This window comes from Chromobacterium sp. Ag138, assembly GCF_055181315.1.
In genome coordinates, this window is sequence record NZ_JBUPWA010000001.1 from 4,278,158 (window position 1) to 4,292,007 (window position 13,850).

12 protein-coding genes and 5 tRNA genes are annotated in these 13,850 nt (G+C 64.3%); 13 read left to right on the forward strand and 4 right to left on the reverse strand.

Annotation, left to right across the window (positions count from 1 at the left end):
- Positions 1-22 precede the first annotated feature (22 nt).
- On the forward strand, positions 23-592 hold the full coding sequence (locus ACY3GB_RS19965; protein WP_463090964.1) for a fimbrial protein: 570 nt from the start codon (positions 23-25) through the stop codon (positions 590-592).
- Between the two features lie 72 nt (positions 593-664).
- Here ACY3GB_RS19965 and ACY3GB_RS19970 read toward each other — a convergent pair whose 3' ends face one another.
- The 3 genes from ACY3GB_RS19970 to ACY3GB_RS19980 form a co-directional block, all read right to left on the reverse strand.
- The gene (locus ACY3GB_RS19970; protein WP_463090271.1) at positions 665-967 is read right to left on the reverse strand and encodes a hypothetical protein; all 303 of its coding nucleotides are present in this window, start codon (positions 965-967) and stop codon (positions 665-667) included.
- A gap of 425 nt (positions 968-1,392) precedes the next feature.
- Positions 1,393-3,006: an MFS transporter gene (locus tag ACY3GB_RS19975; RefSeq protein WP_463090273.1), complete on the reverse strand. Its 1,614-nt coding sequence runs from the start codon at positions 3,004-3,006 to the stop codon at positions 1,393-1,395.
- On the reverse strand, positions 3,003-4,655 hold the full coding sequence (locus ACY3GB_RS19980; RefSeq protein WP_463090274.1) for a GMC family oxidoreductase: 1,653 nt from the start codon (positions 4,653-4,655) through the stop codon (positions 3,003-3,005). The genes ACY3GB_RS19975 and ACY3GB_RS19980 overlap by 4 nt, the downstream gene beginning before the upstream one ends.
- 166 nt (positions 4,656-4,821) lie before the next feature.
- Between ACY3GB_RS19980 and ACY3GB_RS19985 the strand changes: the two genes are divergently transcribed.
- Together ACY3GB_RS19985 and ACY3GB_RS19990 are read left to right on the forward strand one after the other, a co-directional pair.
- On the forward strand, positions 4,822-5,739 hold the full coding sequence (locus ACY3GB_RS19985) for a LysR family transcriptional regulator (protein ID WP_463090275.1): 918 nt from the start codon (positions 4,822-4,824) through the stop codon (positions 5,737-5,739).
- A 9-nt stretch (positions 5,740-5,748) separates the two neighbouring features.
- Complete coding sequence (locus tag ACY3GB_RS19990) at positions 5,749-6,099, forward strand: GyrI-like domain-containing protein (RefSeq protein WP_463090276.1); 351 nt, start codon at positions 5,749-5,751, stop codon at positions 6,097-6,099.
- Here ACY3GB_RS19990 and guaB read toward each other — a convergent pair.
- Positions 6,096-7,559, reverse strand: coding sequence for an IMP dehydrogenase (gene guaB, locus ACY3GB_RS19995; RefSeq protein WP_104946386.1), 1,464 nt, complete (start codon positions 7,557-7,559; stop codon positions 6,096-6,098). The genes ACY3GB_RS19990 and guaB overlap by 4 nt on opposite strands.
- A gap of 141 nt (positions 7,560-7,700) precedes the next feature.
- Between guaB and ACY3GB_RS20000 the strand changes: the two genes are divergently transcribed.
- The 10 genes from ACY3GB_RS20000 to ampC all read left to right on the forward strand — a co-directional run bounded on the left by ACY3GB_RS20000 (position 7,701) and on the right by ampC (position 13,673).
- Positions 7,701-8,129 carry a DUF4124 domain-containing protein gene (locus ACY3GB_RS20000; RefSeq protein ID WP_463090277.1) on the forward strand — a complete coding sequence of 143 codons (429 nt, stop codon included), beginning with the start codon at positions 7,701-7,703 and terminating at the stop codon, positions 8,127-8,129.
- On the forward strand, positions 8,129-9,934 hold the full coding sequence (uvrC, locus tag ACY3GB_RS20005) for an excinuclease ABC subunit UvrC (protein ID WP_463090278.1): 1,806 nt from the start codon (positions 8,129-8,131) through the stop codon (positions 9,932-9,934). Before ACY3GB_RS20000 ends, uvrC begins: the two co-directional genes overlap by 1 nt.
- A gap of 86 nt (positions 9,935-10,020) precedes the next feature.
- Positions 10,021-10,602 (forward strand): CDP-diacylglycerol--glycerol-3-phosphate 3-phosphatidyltransferase, encoded by a 582-nt coding sequence (pgsA, locus tag ACY3GB_RS20010; protein WP_021477010.1) that lies wholly within the window; start codon positions 10,021-10,023, stop codon positions 10,600-10,602.
- A 102-nt stretch (positions 10,603-10,704) separates the two neighbouring features.
- A tRNA-Gly gene (locus tag ACY3GB_RS20015) sits at positions 10,705-10,780 on the forward strand.
- A gap of 22 nt (positions 10,781-10,802) precedes the next feature.
- Positions 10,803-10,878: transfer RNA gene (locus ACY3GB_RS20020), tRNA-Gly, on the forward strand.
- 21 nt (positions 10,879-10,899) lie between these two features.
- Positions 10,900-10,975 (forward strand) — tRNA-Gly (locus tag ACY3GB_RS20025).
- A gap of 26 nt (positions 10,976-11,001) precedes the next feature.
- Positions 11,002-11,077 (forward strand) — tRNA-Gly (locus ACY3GB_RS20030).
- Between the two features lie 45 nt (positions 11,078-11,122).
- A tRNA-Cys gene (locus ACY3GB_RS20035) sits at positions 11,123-11,196 on the forward strand.
- A gap of 248 nt (positions 11,197-11,444) precedes the next feature.
- A complete protein-coding gene (locus tag ACY3GB_RS20040; protein ID WP_463090279.1) occupies positions 11,445-12,305 on the forward strand; it encodes an N-acetylmuramoyl-L-alanine amidase in 861 nt (286 codons plus the stop codon).
- A 183-nt stretch (positions 12,306-12,488) separates the two neighbouring features.
- On the forward strand, positions 12,489-13,673 hold the full coding sequence (gene ampC, locus ACY3GB_RS20045) for a class C beta-lactamase (protein ID WP_463090965.1): 1,185 nt from the start codon (positions 12,489-12,491) through the stop codon (positions 13,671-13,673).
- The last annotated feature ends 177 nt before the right edge of the window (positions 13,674-13,850 follow it).

The following is a 13,850-nucleotide window of genomic DNA, read 5'->3' on the forward strand; positions in this document are numbered from 1 at the left end:
GTTGATCAGCTGATTGAAGTTGATGCCGGGCGCGGCATTGATGCCGCCGATGCCGTCCAGCGGCACTTCTTCGATCAATCAGTACTCGGTGTTCCAGCTGGACGGCATCGGCGGCATCAATGCCGCGCCCGGCATCAACTTCAATCAGCTGATCAACGGCAGCGTCACCTTCACGCCCGGCGGCACCTGCGATCTGAGCGCGAACGGACAGTACACGGTGAATCTGCCCACGGTCGCCAGCGGCCAGTTCGCGTCGGTGGGCAGCGCGCTGTCCCGCAAAACCTTCACCATCACTGCCGCCAATTGCTCGACCGGCGTGAGGACGGCGACTTTCCGCTTCTCGGGAACGGCCGATTCGAACAATCCGGTGCTGTTCGCCAATACCGGCGGCTCGGCGCAGGGCGTCGCCATCAACTTTGGCAGTTCGGCCGACGGCGCCAATATCGGCGCCAACAGCACCAACAACACCCGGGTGGTGAACGTGCAGTCGCAGATGGCACAACTGGGCGTGTTCGTGGAATACATGCGGACGGCGAACATCGTGGCGGGCAGCCTGCAGACGGCGATCACGATCGACATGCTGTACCAATAGCCGATCCGTCTGCGGCGACAATGAAAAAAGCCTTCGGCCAAACGGCCGAAGGCTTTTTTGCGTGGTGTCAGGTCAGTTGTAGACGATGGTGACCAGCTGTCCGTTGCTTTGGGTGGTCGAGCCGGTCATGTTGACGGCGGCGATGCTCAGCGACTGGGTGTTGTCCATGCCGGAGCAGGATTGGCCGGACGCCATCTTGCGGGCGGCCTGGTATTGATGGGGATTTTGCGCGTAGCTGAGCAGCGTGCTGCTGTTCTGGGCGCAGGGTTCCTTGACGATGGAGCCGCTGAAGTTGACGGTGCCGCCGTTGGAGGCCATGGCAAAGCCGGATTGCAGAGCGGCCAGCGCTGCCAGAGTCAGTATGGCTTTTTTCATTTGAGTCTCCCTGTTGGCGGCCCGCGCGCTGTTGTGCGCAGGATATAAACAAACTGTTTAAATTAATTTGCTTATATTTAATTTGTTCTGTTAAGCAAAGTATAGGCACAGCAATTGTAAACATCAAGCCCATGTTTGATTGAATTATTAGTAATAAAAAATGAAAAATAGTGGGTTGGCCGCAGCGCGCGGTTTTGCTTGGGGCGCCGCGGCGGGCGCGGCTTTGCTGGCAGGGATAATTTCAAGTTATTGCATTTTTACGGGATTGCTCGGTTTTTGGTGATGCAGAGGGAAAGGCGGGGGGCTGGTGCGCGAGCCTTGGTTTTGCTGGGAGAGGGTCTGGCGATGGCGCTGAAGTAAAAGCCCCCTCGGAGGAGGGGGCGGCCGCGGGGGCAAGGTGCGGTGCGATGGGATGTGCTTAAGGTTCAGTGGCGATGGATGTCGTTGCGGAAGGTTTCCTTCAGGAACAGCAGGCTGACAACAAGGCTGACGGCGTAGACCACGATCGGATACCACAAGCCGTACAGGATGTCGCCGGTGTAGACCACCAGCGAGAAGGCGACAGTCGGCATCAGTCCGCCGATCCAGCCGTTGCCCAGGTGATAGGGCAGCGACATCGAGGTGTAGCGGATGCGGGTGGGGAACAGCTCCACCATCATCGCGGCCAGCGGGCCATAGGTCAGCGCGGAGATCACCGACAGCAGCACCAGCACCAGGATCACCATCGGGTGGTTGATCTTGGCCGGGTCGGCCTTGTCCGGATAACCGGCGGCTTTCAGCGCGTCCTGCAGCGCTTTCTTGTCGAACCCCTGCTGAACGCTTGCGCCGATATGGATTTCGGTGACGCCGGCCGGCGCGGTTTTCTGCTGGTAGGGCACGCCGCTCTTGGCCAGCAGCGCCTTGGCCTGGTCGCACGGGGTGTTCAGCTTGGCTTTGCCGATGGGGTCGAACTGGAAGTGGCAGCTGGCCGGGTCCGCCACCACCGTCACCGGCGCGCGGGACTGGGCGGAGGCGACGTCCGGGTTGGCGTAGTCGGTCAGCCAGCGGAAGGCGGGGAAGGTCAGCGCCAGGCCCAGCGCCAGGCCGGCGATCAGCACCGGCTTGCGGCCGATGCGGTCGGACAGGTGGCCGAAATACAGGAACAGCGGCGTGGTCAGGATCAGCGACGCGATCAGCATCAGGTTGGCGGTTTGCGGGTCGACTTTCAGGATCTGCGTCAGGAAGAACAGCGAATAGAACTGCGCGCAGTAGAAGGTCACCGCCTGGCCGCCGTTGAAGCCGAACAGCGAGATCAGCACCACTTTCAGGTTGTCCCAGTTGCCGAAGGCTTCACTGATCGGCGCCTTGGAGTGCTTGCCCTCGGCCTTCATTTTCAGGAAGGCGGGAGACTCCTGCATCGACAGCCGGATCCAGGTGGAGATCGCCAGCAGGATGATGGACAACAGGAAGGGCAGGCGCCAGCCCCACTCGTTGAAGGCTTCGCCGGTGAGCTTGCGGCAGGCCAGGATCACCAGCAGAGACAGCAGCAGGCCGGCGCCGGCGGTGACCTGGATCCAGCTGGTGTAGCCGCCGCGCTTGTGGTCCGGCGCGTGCTCGGCCACGTAGATGGCCGCGCCGCCGTATTCGCCGCCGATGGCCAGGCCCTGCAGCATGCGCAGCGACACCAGCAGCAGCGGCGCGGCGATGCCCAGCGTGGCGTAGCCGGGCAGCATGCCCACTAGAAAGGTGGACAGGCCCATGATGACGATGGTGGCGAGGAAGGTGTACTTGCGGCCCACCATGTCGCCCAGCCGGCCGAACACCAGCGCGCCGAACGGCCGCACCACGAAGCCGGCGGCGAAGGTCATCAGCGCGAAGATGAAGGCGGTGGTCTCGTTGACGCCGGAGAAGAACTGCTTGCCGATGATGGCGGCCAGCGCGCCGTACAGGAAGAAGTCATACCATTCGAACACCGTGCCGAGCGACGAGGCGAGTATCACCTTGCGCTCGGCGCGGCTGATGCCGGCGGCGGAAGCCGCCGATGCGATGCTGTTGCTCATGTCCAGGTCTCCTTTGCGGGTGGGGACGGCGTCCGTATCGGCGCCGCTTGCTTGTCGTCCTGCGCTATCATCTGCGCCGCCTTGGCGGCGATCATCAGGGTGGGGCTGTTGGTGTTGCCGGAGGTGATGGCGGGCATGATGGACGCGTCCGCCACGCGCAAGCCGGCGATGCCCCGCACCCGCAGCCTGTCGTCCACCACCGCCAGCTCGTCGCGGCCCATCTTGCAGGTGCCCACCGGGTGGAAGATGGTGGTGCCGATCCGGCCGGCGGCCTCGATCAGTTGTTCCTCGCTCCGGTATTGCAGCCCGGGCCGGTATTCTTCGGGCAGGTAGCGCGAGAGCGCCGGCGACGTGGCGATGCGGCGGGTCAGGCGGATCGCCGCCGCGGCGACGCGCTGGTCTTGCGGATGGCTGAGATAGTTGGGCTGGATCAGCGGCGGCGCGTCCGGGCGCGCGCCGCCGATGGCGACATGGCCGCGGCTCTCGGGCCGCAGCTGGCAGACCGAGGCGGTGAAGGCGGGGAACGGGTGCAGGGGCTCGCCGAAGCGTTCCAGCGACAGCGGCTGCACATGGTATTCCAGGTCGGGCGTGGCGGCGCCGGGGCCGCTGCGGGCGAAGGCGCCGAGCTGGCTGGGCGCCATCGACAGCGGCCCGCTGCGCTTCCACAGGTATTCCCAGGCCATCGCCAGCTTGCCGCTCCAGCTTGCCGCGCGGCGGTTCAGCGTGGATGCGCCGCGGATCTTGAACACCAGCCGCAGTTGCAGGTGGTCCTGCAGATTGGCGCCGACGCCGGGCAGAATATGCAGCGGCGCAATGCCATGGCTAGCCAGCAAGGGCGCCGGGCCGATGCCGCTGCGCTGCAGCACCAGGGGAGAGCCGATGGCGCCGGCGGCGAGGATGATCTCGCCGCGGCAGCGGGCCTGCAGCGGCATTCCCTGTTGCATAAATGCGATAGCGGCGGCGCGGCCGTTTTCCAGAATCAGCCGGTCGGCCTCCGCGCCGGTCAGCACCGTCAGGTTGGCGCGATCGCGGATCGGCCGCAGGAAGGCGCGCGCGCTGCTCCAGCGCCAGCCGCCTTTCTGATTGACCTCGAAGTAGCCGCAGCCGGCGTTGTCGCCGGTATTGAAATCGTCAACGGGAGCGATGCCCTGCTCGGCGGCGGCGGCGCGGAAGGCGTCCAGTATCTCCCAGGACAGCCGCTGCTTCTCCACCCGCCACTCGCCGCCATGGCCGTGCAGCGGACGCGCGGCATCGAAATGGTCTTCCATGGCGATGAAGTGGGGCAGCGCGTCGCGCCAGCCCCAGCCGCGGTTGCCCAGGGCCTCCCAGTGGTCGTAGTCGGCGGCCTGGCCGCGCATGTAGATCATGCCGTTAATCGATGAGGAGCCGCCCAGCACCTTGCCGCGCGGATAGCCCAGCGAACGGCCGCCCAGCCCGCTTTCCGCCGCGGTCTGGTAGCACCAGTCGGTGCGCGGGTTGCCGATGCAGTAGAGATAGCCTACAGGGATGTGGATCCACGGGTAGTCGTCGTTGCCGCCGGCCTCCAGCAGCAGCACGCGTTTGTCCGGGGCGGCGGACAGGCGGTTGGCCAGCAGGCAGCCGGCGCTGCCTGCGCCGACGATGATGTAGTCGAATTCGCCGCTGAGCATGGCGGGATGCTCCGGTCATGTCGTTGTCGTAGCTGGCATCTAAACCGAAGCGGAGGCCGCTGGGAATAGCCAGCGGGAAACAACGTATGTTAATTTTTTAACAGGCGGCCGCGGATTGGCTGCCGTTCTCGTGTGCAAACGCACAAGACCCATCGCGGGGAGGGCCATGTTCGACTGGAACGATGTCCGTTTTTTTCTGGCCTTGCAGCGCAGCGGCAAGCTGCTGAGCGCGGCGCGGCAGATGGGCACCACCCATGCCACGGTGGCGCGCCACATCGCTGCGCTGGAGCGGGTGCTGGGCCAGCCGCTGTTCATCCAGCAGGCGGACGGCTATATGCTGACCGCCGCCGGCCGCCAGTTGCTGCCGCTGGCCGAATCGCTGGAAAACACCGCCTCGCAGATGCTGGACAGCGGCAGCAGGGGCCACGCCGAGGTGAGCGGCGTGGTGAGGCTGGGCGCGCCGGAGGGCTTGGGCGCGCTGTTTCTGGCCCGCCACATGCCGGCGCTGATGGCGCAGTACCCGGGATTGGAGATCGACCTGGTGGCGGTGCCGCGCTTTGTCAGCATCACCAGCCGCGAGGTGGACATCGCCATCGCGCTGGAGCGGCCGCAGGCCAATATGGTGGTGACGCGCAAGCTGACCGATTACTGCCTGGGGCTGTACGCCACGCCGGCCTATCTGGCGAGCCATGCGCCGATACGCGAGCGCGAGGATCTGAACGGCCACGCCATCCTCGCCTATGTCGACGACCTATTGTTCACCCGCGAGCTGATGTACCACCACGGCCTGTGCCGGCATCCCAGCATGCCCTTGCGCAGCACCAGCGTGGTGGCGCAGAAGGAGGCGGCGTTGGCCGACGGCGGCATCGCGGTGCTGCCTTATTACACGATTTACGATGATCCGCGGCTGGCGCAGATTCTGCCCGAGCTGCGCATCGTCCGCTCTTACTGGATCAGCGCGCGCAGCAACATCCGCCGCACGCTGCGCTACCGGGTGGTGTGGGACTACGTGGTGGAGCTGTGCCAGAGCATGCGGTGGTTGCTGATGCATGAGCCGCAAGATCGATCAATCGAAACCGCCTAGGCTGTCCGCATGAGACACGCATGCCGGCAATTCGGCCCCGGCGCCTTGTACACGGTGCGCCTGCTGCGCGCGCACGATTATTTGTGGCGCCATCTGGACGAGCCGCTGGTGCATACCGGGCCCTATGAGGAGCTGGAGGAGGGTTGGGACTGGCTGTACCGCCACTGGCTGCCGGCCAGCGGCGAGGTGCCCGGGGCCACGCCCTGCGTGGAAGAGTATCTGAACGCGCCCTACGACACGCCGCCGTCCGAGCTGAACGCTGCTGTTGCTGCTGCTGTCGCTGGCCTGATCGGGCCAGCGCGCAAAAAAAGCCCGCGTTGCGAAACGCGGGCTTTTGTCCGACCAGGCGAACCGGCTTAGCGGTCCACGTGGTAGTTCGGCGCTTCCTTGGTGATCTGCACGTCGTGGACGTGGGATTCGCGGATGCCGGCCGAGGTGATCTCGACGAACTGCGCCTTCTGGTGCAGGTCGGCGATGGTCGGGCAGCCGAGGTAGCCCATCGACGAGCGCAGGCCGCCCACCAGCTGGTGGATCACCTGGGAGATCGGGCCCTTGTACGGCACGCGGCCTTCGATGCCTTCCGGCACGAACTTGTCGGCGGCGTTGGAGCTGTCCTGAAAGTAGCGGTCGGCAGAGCCCTGGCTCATCGCGCCGAGCGAACCCATGCCGCGGTAGGACTTGTACGAACGGCCCTGGAACAGTTCCACTTCGCCCGGGGCTTCTTCGGTGCCGGCGAACATGCCGCCCAGCATCACCGCGTTGCCGCCTGCGGCCAGCGCCTTGGCGATGTCGCCGGAGAAGCGGATGCCGCCGTCGGCGATCATCGGCACGCCGGTGTCTTTCAGCGCTTCGGACACGTTGTGGATGGCGGTCAGTTGCGGCACGCCGACGCCGGCGACGATGCGGGTGGTGCAGATGGAGCCGGGACCGATGCCGACCTTGACGCCGTCGGCGCCGGCCTTGACCAGATCCAGCGCGGCCTGGGCGGTGGCGATGTTGCCGCCGATCACGTCCACGTGCGGGAAATTCTGCTTGACCCAGCGCACGCGGTCCAGCACGCCCTGGCTGTGGCCGTGGGCGGTGTCGACCACGATCACGTCCACGCCGGCCGCCACCAGCGCCTTGACGCGCTCTTCGGTGTCGGCGCCGGTGCCGACGGCCGCGCCGACGCGCAGGCGGCCCTGGCTATCCTTGTTAGCGTTGGGGTGTTCGCTGGTCTTGATGATGTCCTTGACCGTGATCAGGCCCTTCAGCTCCCAGGCGTCGTTGATCACCAGCACGCGCTCCAGGCGGTGCTTGTGCATCAGTTCGCGGGCTTCGTCGATGCTGGCGCCTTCCTTGACGGTGATCAGGCGCTCGCGCGGGGTCATGATGGAGCCGACGGTCTGGTCGAGGCGGGTTTCGAAACGCAGGTCGCGGTTGGTGACGATGCCGACCACCTTGCCGTCTTCGATCACCGGCAGGCCGGAAATCTTGTACTGGCGGGTCAGCAGCACCAGGTCGCGCACCAGCATGTCCGGCGCGATGGTGATCGGGTCTTTCACCACGCCGCTCTCATGGCGCTTGACCTTGGAAACCTCGGCGGCCTGCTTCTCGGCGCCCATGTTCTTGTGCACGATGCCGATGCCGCCTTCCTGAGCCATGGCGATGGCGAGGCGGGCTTCGGTCACCGTATCCATGGCGGCGGAAACCAGCGGCAGGTTCAGGGTGATGTTGCGAGTAAGTTTGGTGCTCAGCGCTACGTCGCGCGGCAGAACTTCAGAATGGGCCGGGACGAGGAGGACGTCGTCGAAGGTGTAGGCTTTCTCGATGATGCGCATCGCATTTCCTTAGGCGGCAAAGCCGCATTATACCGGATCGCCCGCTGTTCTGCAAAAACAGCGCGATGCGGCGTTTTGCGCGGCCAGGAGGCAGGCTTTACAATCCGGATATAAAGCGATGACAGCGGCGGGATGGTGACGATGAAGTCTTTTCTAGTATGGACGATTTTGACGGCGTCGCTGATGCCGGCCCTGGCCGCGGCCGAGGTCTACACCTGGACCGACGCCAACGGCAACAAGGTGTATTCCGATCAGCCGCCGCCCAGCGTCAACGCGCGGCGGATGAACGTGCGCGCGCAGCCGGCGCCGCCAGCCTCCGCTCCCCTGGCTGAAAAGAAAGCCGAAAAGAAAACCGACAACAAGGCGGTGGCGTCCGACAACGCCGCCATCACCGCGGCCAATGCCAAGATCAAGGAGCAGAACTGCAAGTCGGCGCAGACCAATCTGTCCACGCTGCAGTTGAACGGCCGCATCCGCATGCCGGGCTCCACCGCGCTGGCCACCGACGCGCAACGCAACGAGTTGATCCGCCAGGCCCAGAAAGACATCCAGACCTGGTGCGCCAAATAGTGTCCAAGCCCGCATTCGATTACCAGAACGTATTGCAGAACCTGCCCGCGCTGCCCGGCGTCTACCGGATGCTGGGGGAGGGCGGCAAGGTGCTGTACGTCGGCAAGGCGATAGACCTGAAGCGCCGCGTCAGCTCCTATTTCCAAAAGAACGACCTCAGCCCCCGCATCCAGTTGATGGTCAGGCAGATCGCCAGCATCGAGACCACGGTCACCCGCACCGAGGCCGAGGCGCTGATTCTGGAGAACAACCTGATCAAGGCGCTGGCGCCGCGCTACAACATCCTGTTCCGCGACGACAAGTCCTATCCTTATCTGATGTTCAGCGGCCACGCGTTTCCGCAGATGGCCTATTACCGCGGCGAGCCGAAGAAGCCCAACCAGTATTTCGGCCCCTATCCCAACGGCTACGCGGTGCGCGAAAGCATACAGATCCTGCAGAAGGTGTTCCGGCTGCGCACTTGCGAGGACGCGGTGTTTGCCAACCGCTCCCGCCCCTGCCTGCTGTACCAGATCAAGCGCTGCTCCGCGCCCTGCGTCGATCATATTTCCAAAGACGAGTACGCGGCCGACGTGGCCAGCGCGGTCGCCTTTCTCAACGGCAGGCAGAGCGAACTGATCGGCGCGCTGACGGAGCGGATGGCCGCCGCCGCCGAAGCGATGGAGTTCGAGCAGGCGGCGGAGCTGCGCGACCAGATCCAGGCGCTGGCCCGGGTGCAGGAGAAGCAGTTCGTCGCCAGCAACCAGAGCCAGCAGGATTGCGACGTGGTGGCGGCGCGGGTGAGCGACGGCATGCCCTGCGTCAACCTGGTGATGATACGCGGCGGCCGCCACCTGGGGGACAAGAGCCACTTCCCGGTCGGCGGCGAGGCCGACACCGCCGAGGAAATCCTGCAGGCCTTCGTCGCCCAGCATTACCAGCACGCGGCGGTGCCGGCCGCGCTGGTGGTCAACGGCGAGCTGGACGATGCCTTGCAGTCCTTCCTGCAGACCCGCGCCGGCCGCAAGGTCTACATCGTCGGCAATCCGATAGGCGAGCGCCGGGTGTGGCTGGAGATGGCGGAAAAGAACGCCGACCTCGCCATCCAGCAGAAGCTGGGCAGCAAGGCCACCCAGACCCAGCGTCTGGCGCAGTTGAACGAGGTGCTGGAACTGGAGGACGCGGGCCGTTTCGAGTGCTTCGACATCAGCCACACCATGGGCGAGGCGACGGTGGCCTCCTGCGTGGTGTACGACAAGGGCGCGATGCAACCCACCGAGTACCGCCGCTTCAACATCACCACCGCTTCGCCCGGCGACGATTACGCCGCGATGCGCGAAGTTCTGTCACGCCGCTACGGCAAACTGGCGGAAGGCGAGGGCCGGCTGCCGGACGCGGTGTTCATCGACGGCGGCAAGGGCCAGGTGGGCGTGGCGCTGGAGGTGATGGGCGAACTGGGGCTGAATTTGCCCATCGTCGGCATTGCCAAGGGCGAGGAGCGCAAACCCGGCCTGGAAACGCTGATCCTGCCTTACCTGGAAAAGACGCTACAATTGCGCCAGGATCATCCGGCGCTGCACCTGATCCAGACCGTGCGGGACGAGGCGCACCGCTTCGCCATCACCGGCCACCGCGCGCGCCGGGCCAAGGCGCGCACCGCGTCGACGCTGGAGGAGATTCCCGGCATCGGCGCCAAGCGGCGCCAGCAGCTGCTGACCCGCTTTGGCGGATTGCGCGGCGTGGCGGCGGCCAGCATGGAGGATCTGGCGCAAGTGGACGGCATCAGCCAGACGCTGGCGGAAAAGATTTACAATGCGCTGCATTGACGATTGAAAACGGCGGGCGTCCCTGATCCAGGCTCGGGGCGCCGGCCGGCGTTGTTGACGAGCCTGAAGCGACAAGACCAAGACCAATGCCCTTCAATTTGCCGATATTACTGACTTGGCTCAGGGTCGCCCTGATCCCCATCTGCGTGGCGGTGTTCTTCCTGCCGGACTCCATTCTGCTGCTGCACAGCCGCAATATCGTGGGGGCCGGCATTTTCGCATTGGCGGCCGCCACCGACTGGCTGGACGGCTATCTGGCGCGCAAGCTGGGGCAGACCTCGGCTTTCGGCGCCTTCCTCGATCCGGTGGCTGACAAGCTGATCGTCGCCGCCGCGCTGATCCTGCTGGTGCAGATGGGCCGCGCCGAGGGCTGGATGGCGATGATCATCATCGGCCGCGAGATCACCATTTCGGCGCTGCGCGAGTGGATGGCCGGCATGGGCAGCCGCAGCAGCGTGGCCGTCGCCTATATCGGCAAGCTGAAAACCGCCGCCCAAATGCTGGCGATCACGCTGCTGCTGTACGACGGCGAGCTGTTGCCGGGGCTGGATGCTCGCGGCTTGGGAAATTTTTCGATGTACGTCGCCGTCATATTGACTTTGTGGTCAATGGTTTATTACCTGCAGATGGCGGCAAAAGAGTTTGCGGGTAAAAAAATAGACGTTTGAGTGTTGACAGCCTCAAGCAAATCTCTATAATTCGCAGTCTCTCGCCGCCGCTGACGAAGGCAGCAGCGAGATCAAGCAAAGCGTTGTAGCAAGTTACGCAGCGCGGGAATAGCTCAGTTGGTAGAGCGCAACCTTGCCAAGGTTGAGGTCGCGAGTTCGAGCCTCGTTTCCCGCTCCAGTAGCCTGAAACAATTTGTGATGCGGGAATAGCTCAGTTGGTAGAGCGCAACCTTGCCAAGGTTGAGGTCGCGAGTTCGAGCCTCGTTTCCCGCTCCAGTAGCTGAAACAATTTGTGATGCGGGAATAGCTCAGTTGGTAGAGCGCAACCTTGCCAAGGTTGAGGTCGCGAGTTCGAGCCTCGTTTCCCGCTCCAGCATCAGACTTGAAACAATTTGCATTGCGGGAATAGCTCAGTTGGTAGAGCGCAACCTTGCCAAGGTTGAGGTCGCGAGTTCGAGCCTCGTTTCCCGCTCCAAAATTCAGATTGATCAGATATAATCTGGTCGATTCGCCGGTTAACGGCGGGGTAGCAAAGTGGTTATGCAGCGGATTGCAAATCCGTCTACGCCGGTTCGATTCCGACCCCCGCCTCCAAATAAAACCCCGTAAGTCAAAGACTTACGGGGTTTTTCTTTTTCGTCCCGTAAACTTGGCATCGTCCGGCGCGATGGTTTTTTTCTTTTCATCATTAATCAGCAGCCCAGGCGATAAGCCGCGCGCCGCTGGATCGGGATTTCCACGCCGAGCGGGCGGTCTGATTGGACTGGATATATCGCATTACACGCCGGATGGCGGAAGGGAAGAGAATGGCGAATCGCAGACAGTTTTTGTGCCGGACCGGAATGATCGCCGCGGGTAGCGCGTTGCTGGCGGCTCCGGCCGTCAAGGCGCAGGGCGAAACGATGGCGCTCTGGATCGATGAATCGCATGCGTCGGCCAACCAGGACTCCCGCGTCCGCACCCTGGTGCTCCACTATACGGCGGAAGACTTCGCGGCTTCGCTCAAGCTGCTGACGGACGCGAAGTACCGGGCCAGCGCCCATTACCTGGTGCCGGATGCCGCAACCCTGGCCGCGAAGCCCGCGGTTCTGAGACTGGTGCCGGAGAAGAGGCGGGCCTGGCACGCCGGCGACAGCTATTGGCGCGGCGAGCGTTATGTGAACGGCAGCTCGATAGGCGTGGAGATCGTCAATCGCGGCTATCCGTCGCCGCAGCAGGACGACTGGCCGCCCATGTCGCGGGACTGGGTGGCGTTCGACGACGCCCAGATCGCCGTGGTGGGCAAGCTGGCCGCCGACATCGTCGCCCGCCACCGCATTCCGCCGCGCAATGTCGTCGGGCATGCCGACATTTCGCCGGGCCGCAAGGTGGATCCGGGGCCGAGGTTTCCCTGGGAGCGGCTGTATCGGGAGTTTGGCGTCGGCGCCTGGCCCGATGACGGCGATGTCCGCCGTTTCCTGTCCCGCCGGCTGCCGACGGACGCGTCGGATTGGCAGAGGCGTCTGGCGGCCTACGGCTACGATGCGCCGGAAAGCGGGACGTGGGATGCCGAAACGCGCGCCGTCATCGCGGCATTCCAGATGCACTTCCGGCCCGCCCGCTATGACGGAGAGCCGGACGCGGAGTCGTCGGCGATTCTGGACGCGCTGCTGAGCAAGTATGCCGGGCGGGTGCCCGAGGATGAGGAGGCCGGCCACCCCTGAGGGGGAGGCGGCCAATGCCGGCATTTTTGTTTACAGTCCATTAACGGTTACGGATGTTACGTTTCTCTCGGTTTACGCTGGCCGCCGCGGTTTGTAACTTGGCGGGGCTTTCCCAATCGGGACCAAGCGCCGCGCGGAGAGGCCGCGTCGGCCGCCATGTCCCCGCACCGGAGTTCCGCGATGATGCGATCCCTGAAGTTTCGAACCTTGGCAGGCGTGCTCGGCTGCCTTTCCCTTGTCCCGGCCGCGGCTTTGGCCGCCAATGATGGCCGCGCCGACCTCGGCAAGGCGGTGGAAGCGACCATTCCGCCGTTGATGAAGGCCAACGACATTCCCGGCATGGCGGTGGCGGTGCTGGTCAATGGCGAAGCCCGCTACTTCAACTACGGCGTCGCCTCCAGGGAGAGCGGCCAGGCCGTGACCCAGGACACCCTGTTCGAGCTGGGCTCGATCAGCAAGACCTTCACCGGCATCCTGGGCGGCTACGCGCTGGCGCAGGGCAAGCTGTCGCTGGGCGACAAGGCCAGCCGCTATCAGCCCGAGCTCAAGGGCAGCGCTTTCGACCGCATTTCCTTGCTGCAACTCGCCACTTACAGCGCCGGCGGCCTGCCGCTGCAGTTTCCGGACGCGGTCGCCGATCAATCGTCGATGCTGGACTATTACAGCGCTTGGAAGCCGGGTTACGCGCCGGGCGCGAGGCGCTTGTACTCCAATCCCAGCATCGGCCTGTTCGGACATCTTGCCGCCCGCAGCCTGGGCCAGCCTTTCGATGAGGCGATGGAGCGGGGGCTGTTGCCCAAGCTGGGTTTGAACCATACCTTCATCCACGTTCCGGCGGCGGAGCAATCGCGCTACGCCTGGGGCTATTCCAAGGCGGGCAAGCCGGTGCGGGTAGGGCCGGGAGCGCTCGACGCGGAAGCCTACGGCATCAAGTCCAGCGCGGCCGACATGCTGAAATACCTGGCGATCAACATGTCCGGCGGCAAGGAGCCGGCGTTGCGGCGGGCGATGGATGCCAGCCATGCCGTTTATTACCGGGTCGGCGATCTGCATCAGGGTCTGGGGTGGGAAAGCTATCGCTACCCGCTCAGCCTTGAGCGTTTGCTGGCGGGCAATTCCAACGAGATCGCATTCCAGCCGCAGCAGGTGGCGTGGCTGAATCCGCCTCGCCAGGCGGGCGCGGACATGCTGCTGAACAAGACCGGCTCCACCAATGGTTTCGGCGCTTACGTGCTGTTCGTGCCGGCGCGCAAGGTGGGCATCGTGATGCTGGCCAATCGCAATTATCCCAATGCCGAACGCGTCCGGGCGGCTTATCGGATCTTGTCGGCGCTGGATGCGTCGCTGGCGCATACCGGCGGGCAGTAAGCCGGCGGCTGCTTGTTGGCCGTGATTTTGACTGTTCTTTTGATCAGGTCTGGCCGAATTTGATGCGCTTATAATTTTTCCATACAAAGATAGTCATCGTTTGGGTTAATCAGGCCGGCATGCCGAAGCATCGCCGGCCTCTTGTCCGGCATCCTGCGCCGAATGGGTTTATCGCGC

Coding starts and splice junctions, on each gene's coding strand:
- guaB (WP_104946386.1), bottom strand. CDS start 7,559: ATGCGCATCATCGAGAAAGCCTACACCTTCGACGACGTCCTCCTCGTC.
- ACY3GB_RS19990 (WP_463090276.1), top strand. CDS start 5,749: ATGAGACACGCATGCCGGCAATTCGGCCCCGGCGCCTTGTACACGGTG.
- ACY3GB_RS20040 (WP_463090279.1), top strand. CDS start 11,445: ATGATCGCCGCGGGTAGCGCGTTGCTGGCGGCTCCGGCCGTCAAGGCG.
- ACY3GB_RS19965 (WP_463090964.1), top strand. CDS start 23: ATGCCGGGCGCGGCATTGATGCCGCCGATGCCGTCCAGCGGCACTTCT.
- ACY3GB_RS19970 (WP_463090271.1), bottom strand. CDS start 967: ATGAAAAAAGCCATACTGACTCTGGCAGCGCTGGCCGCTCTGCAATCC.
- ACY3GB_RS19985 (WP_463090275.1), top strand. CDS start 4,822: ATGTTCGACTGGAACGATGTCCGTTTTTTTCTGGCCTTGCAGCGCAGC.
- ACY3GB_RS20000 (WP_463090277.1), top strand. CDS start 7,701: ATGAAGTCTTTTCTAGTATGGACGATTTTGACGGCGTCGCTGATGCCG.
- ampC (WP_463090965.1), top strand. CDS start 12,489: ATGCGATCCCTGAAGTTTCGAACCTTGGCAGGCGTGCTCGGCTGCCTT.
- ACY3GB_RS19975 (WP_463090273.1), bottom strand. CDS start 3,006: ATGAGCAACAGCATCGCATCGGCGGCTTCCGCCGCCGGCATCAGCCGC.
- pgsA (WP_021477010.1), top strand. CDS start 10,021: ATGCCCTTCAATTTGCCGATATTACTGACTTGGCTCAGGGTCGCCCTG.
- ACY3GB_RS19980 (WP_463090274.1), bottom strand. CDS start 4,655: ATGCTCAGCGGCGAATTCGACTACATCATCGTCGGCGCAGGCAGCGCC.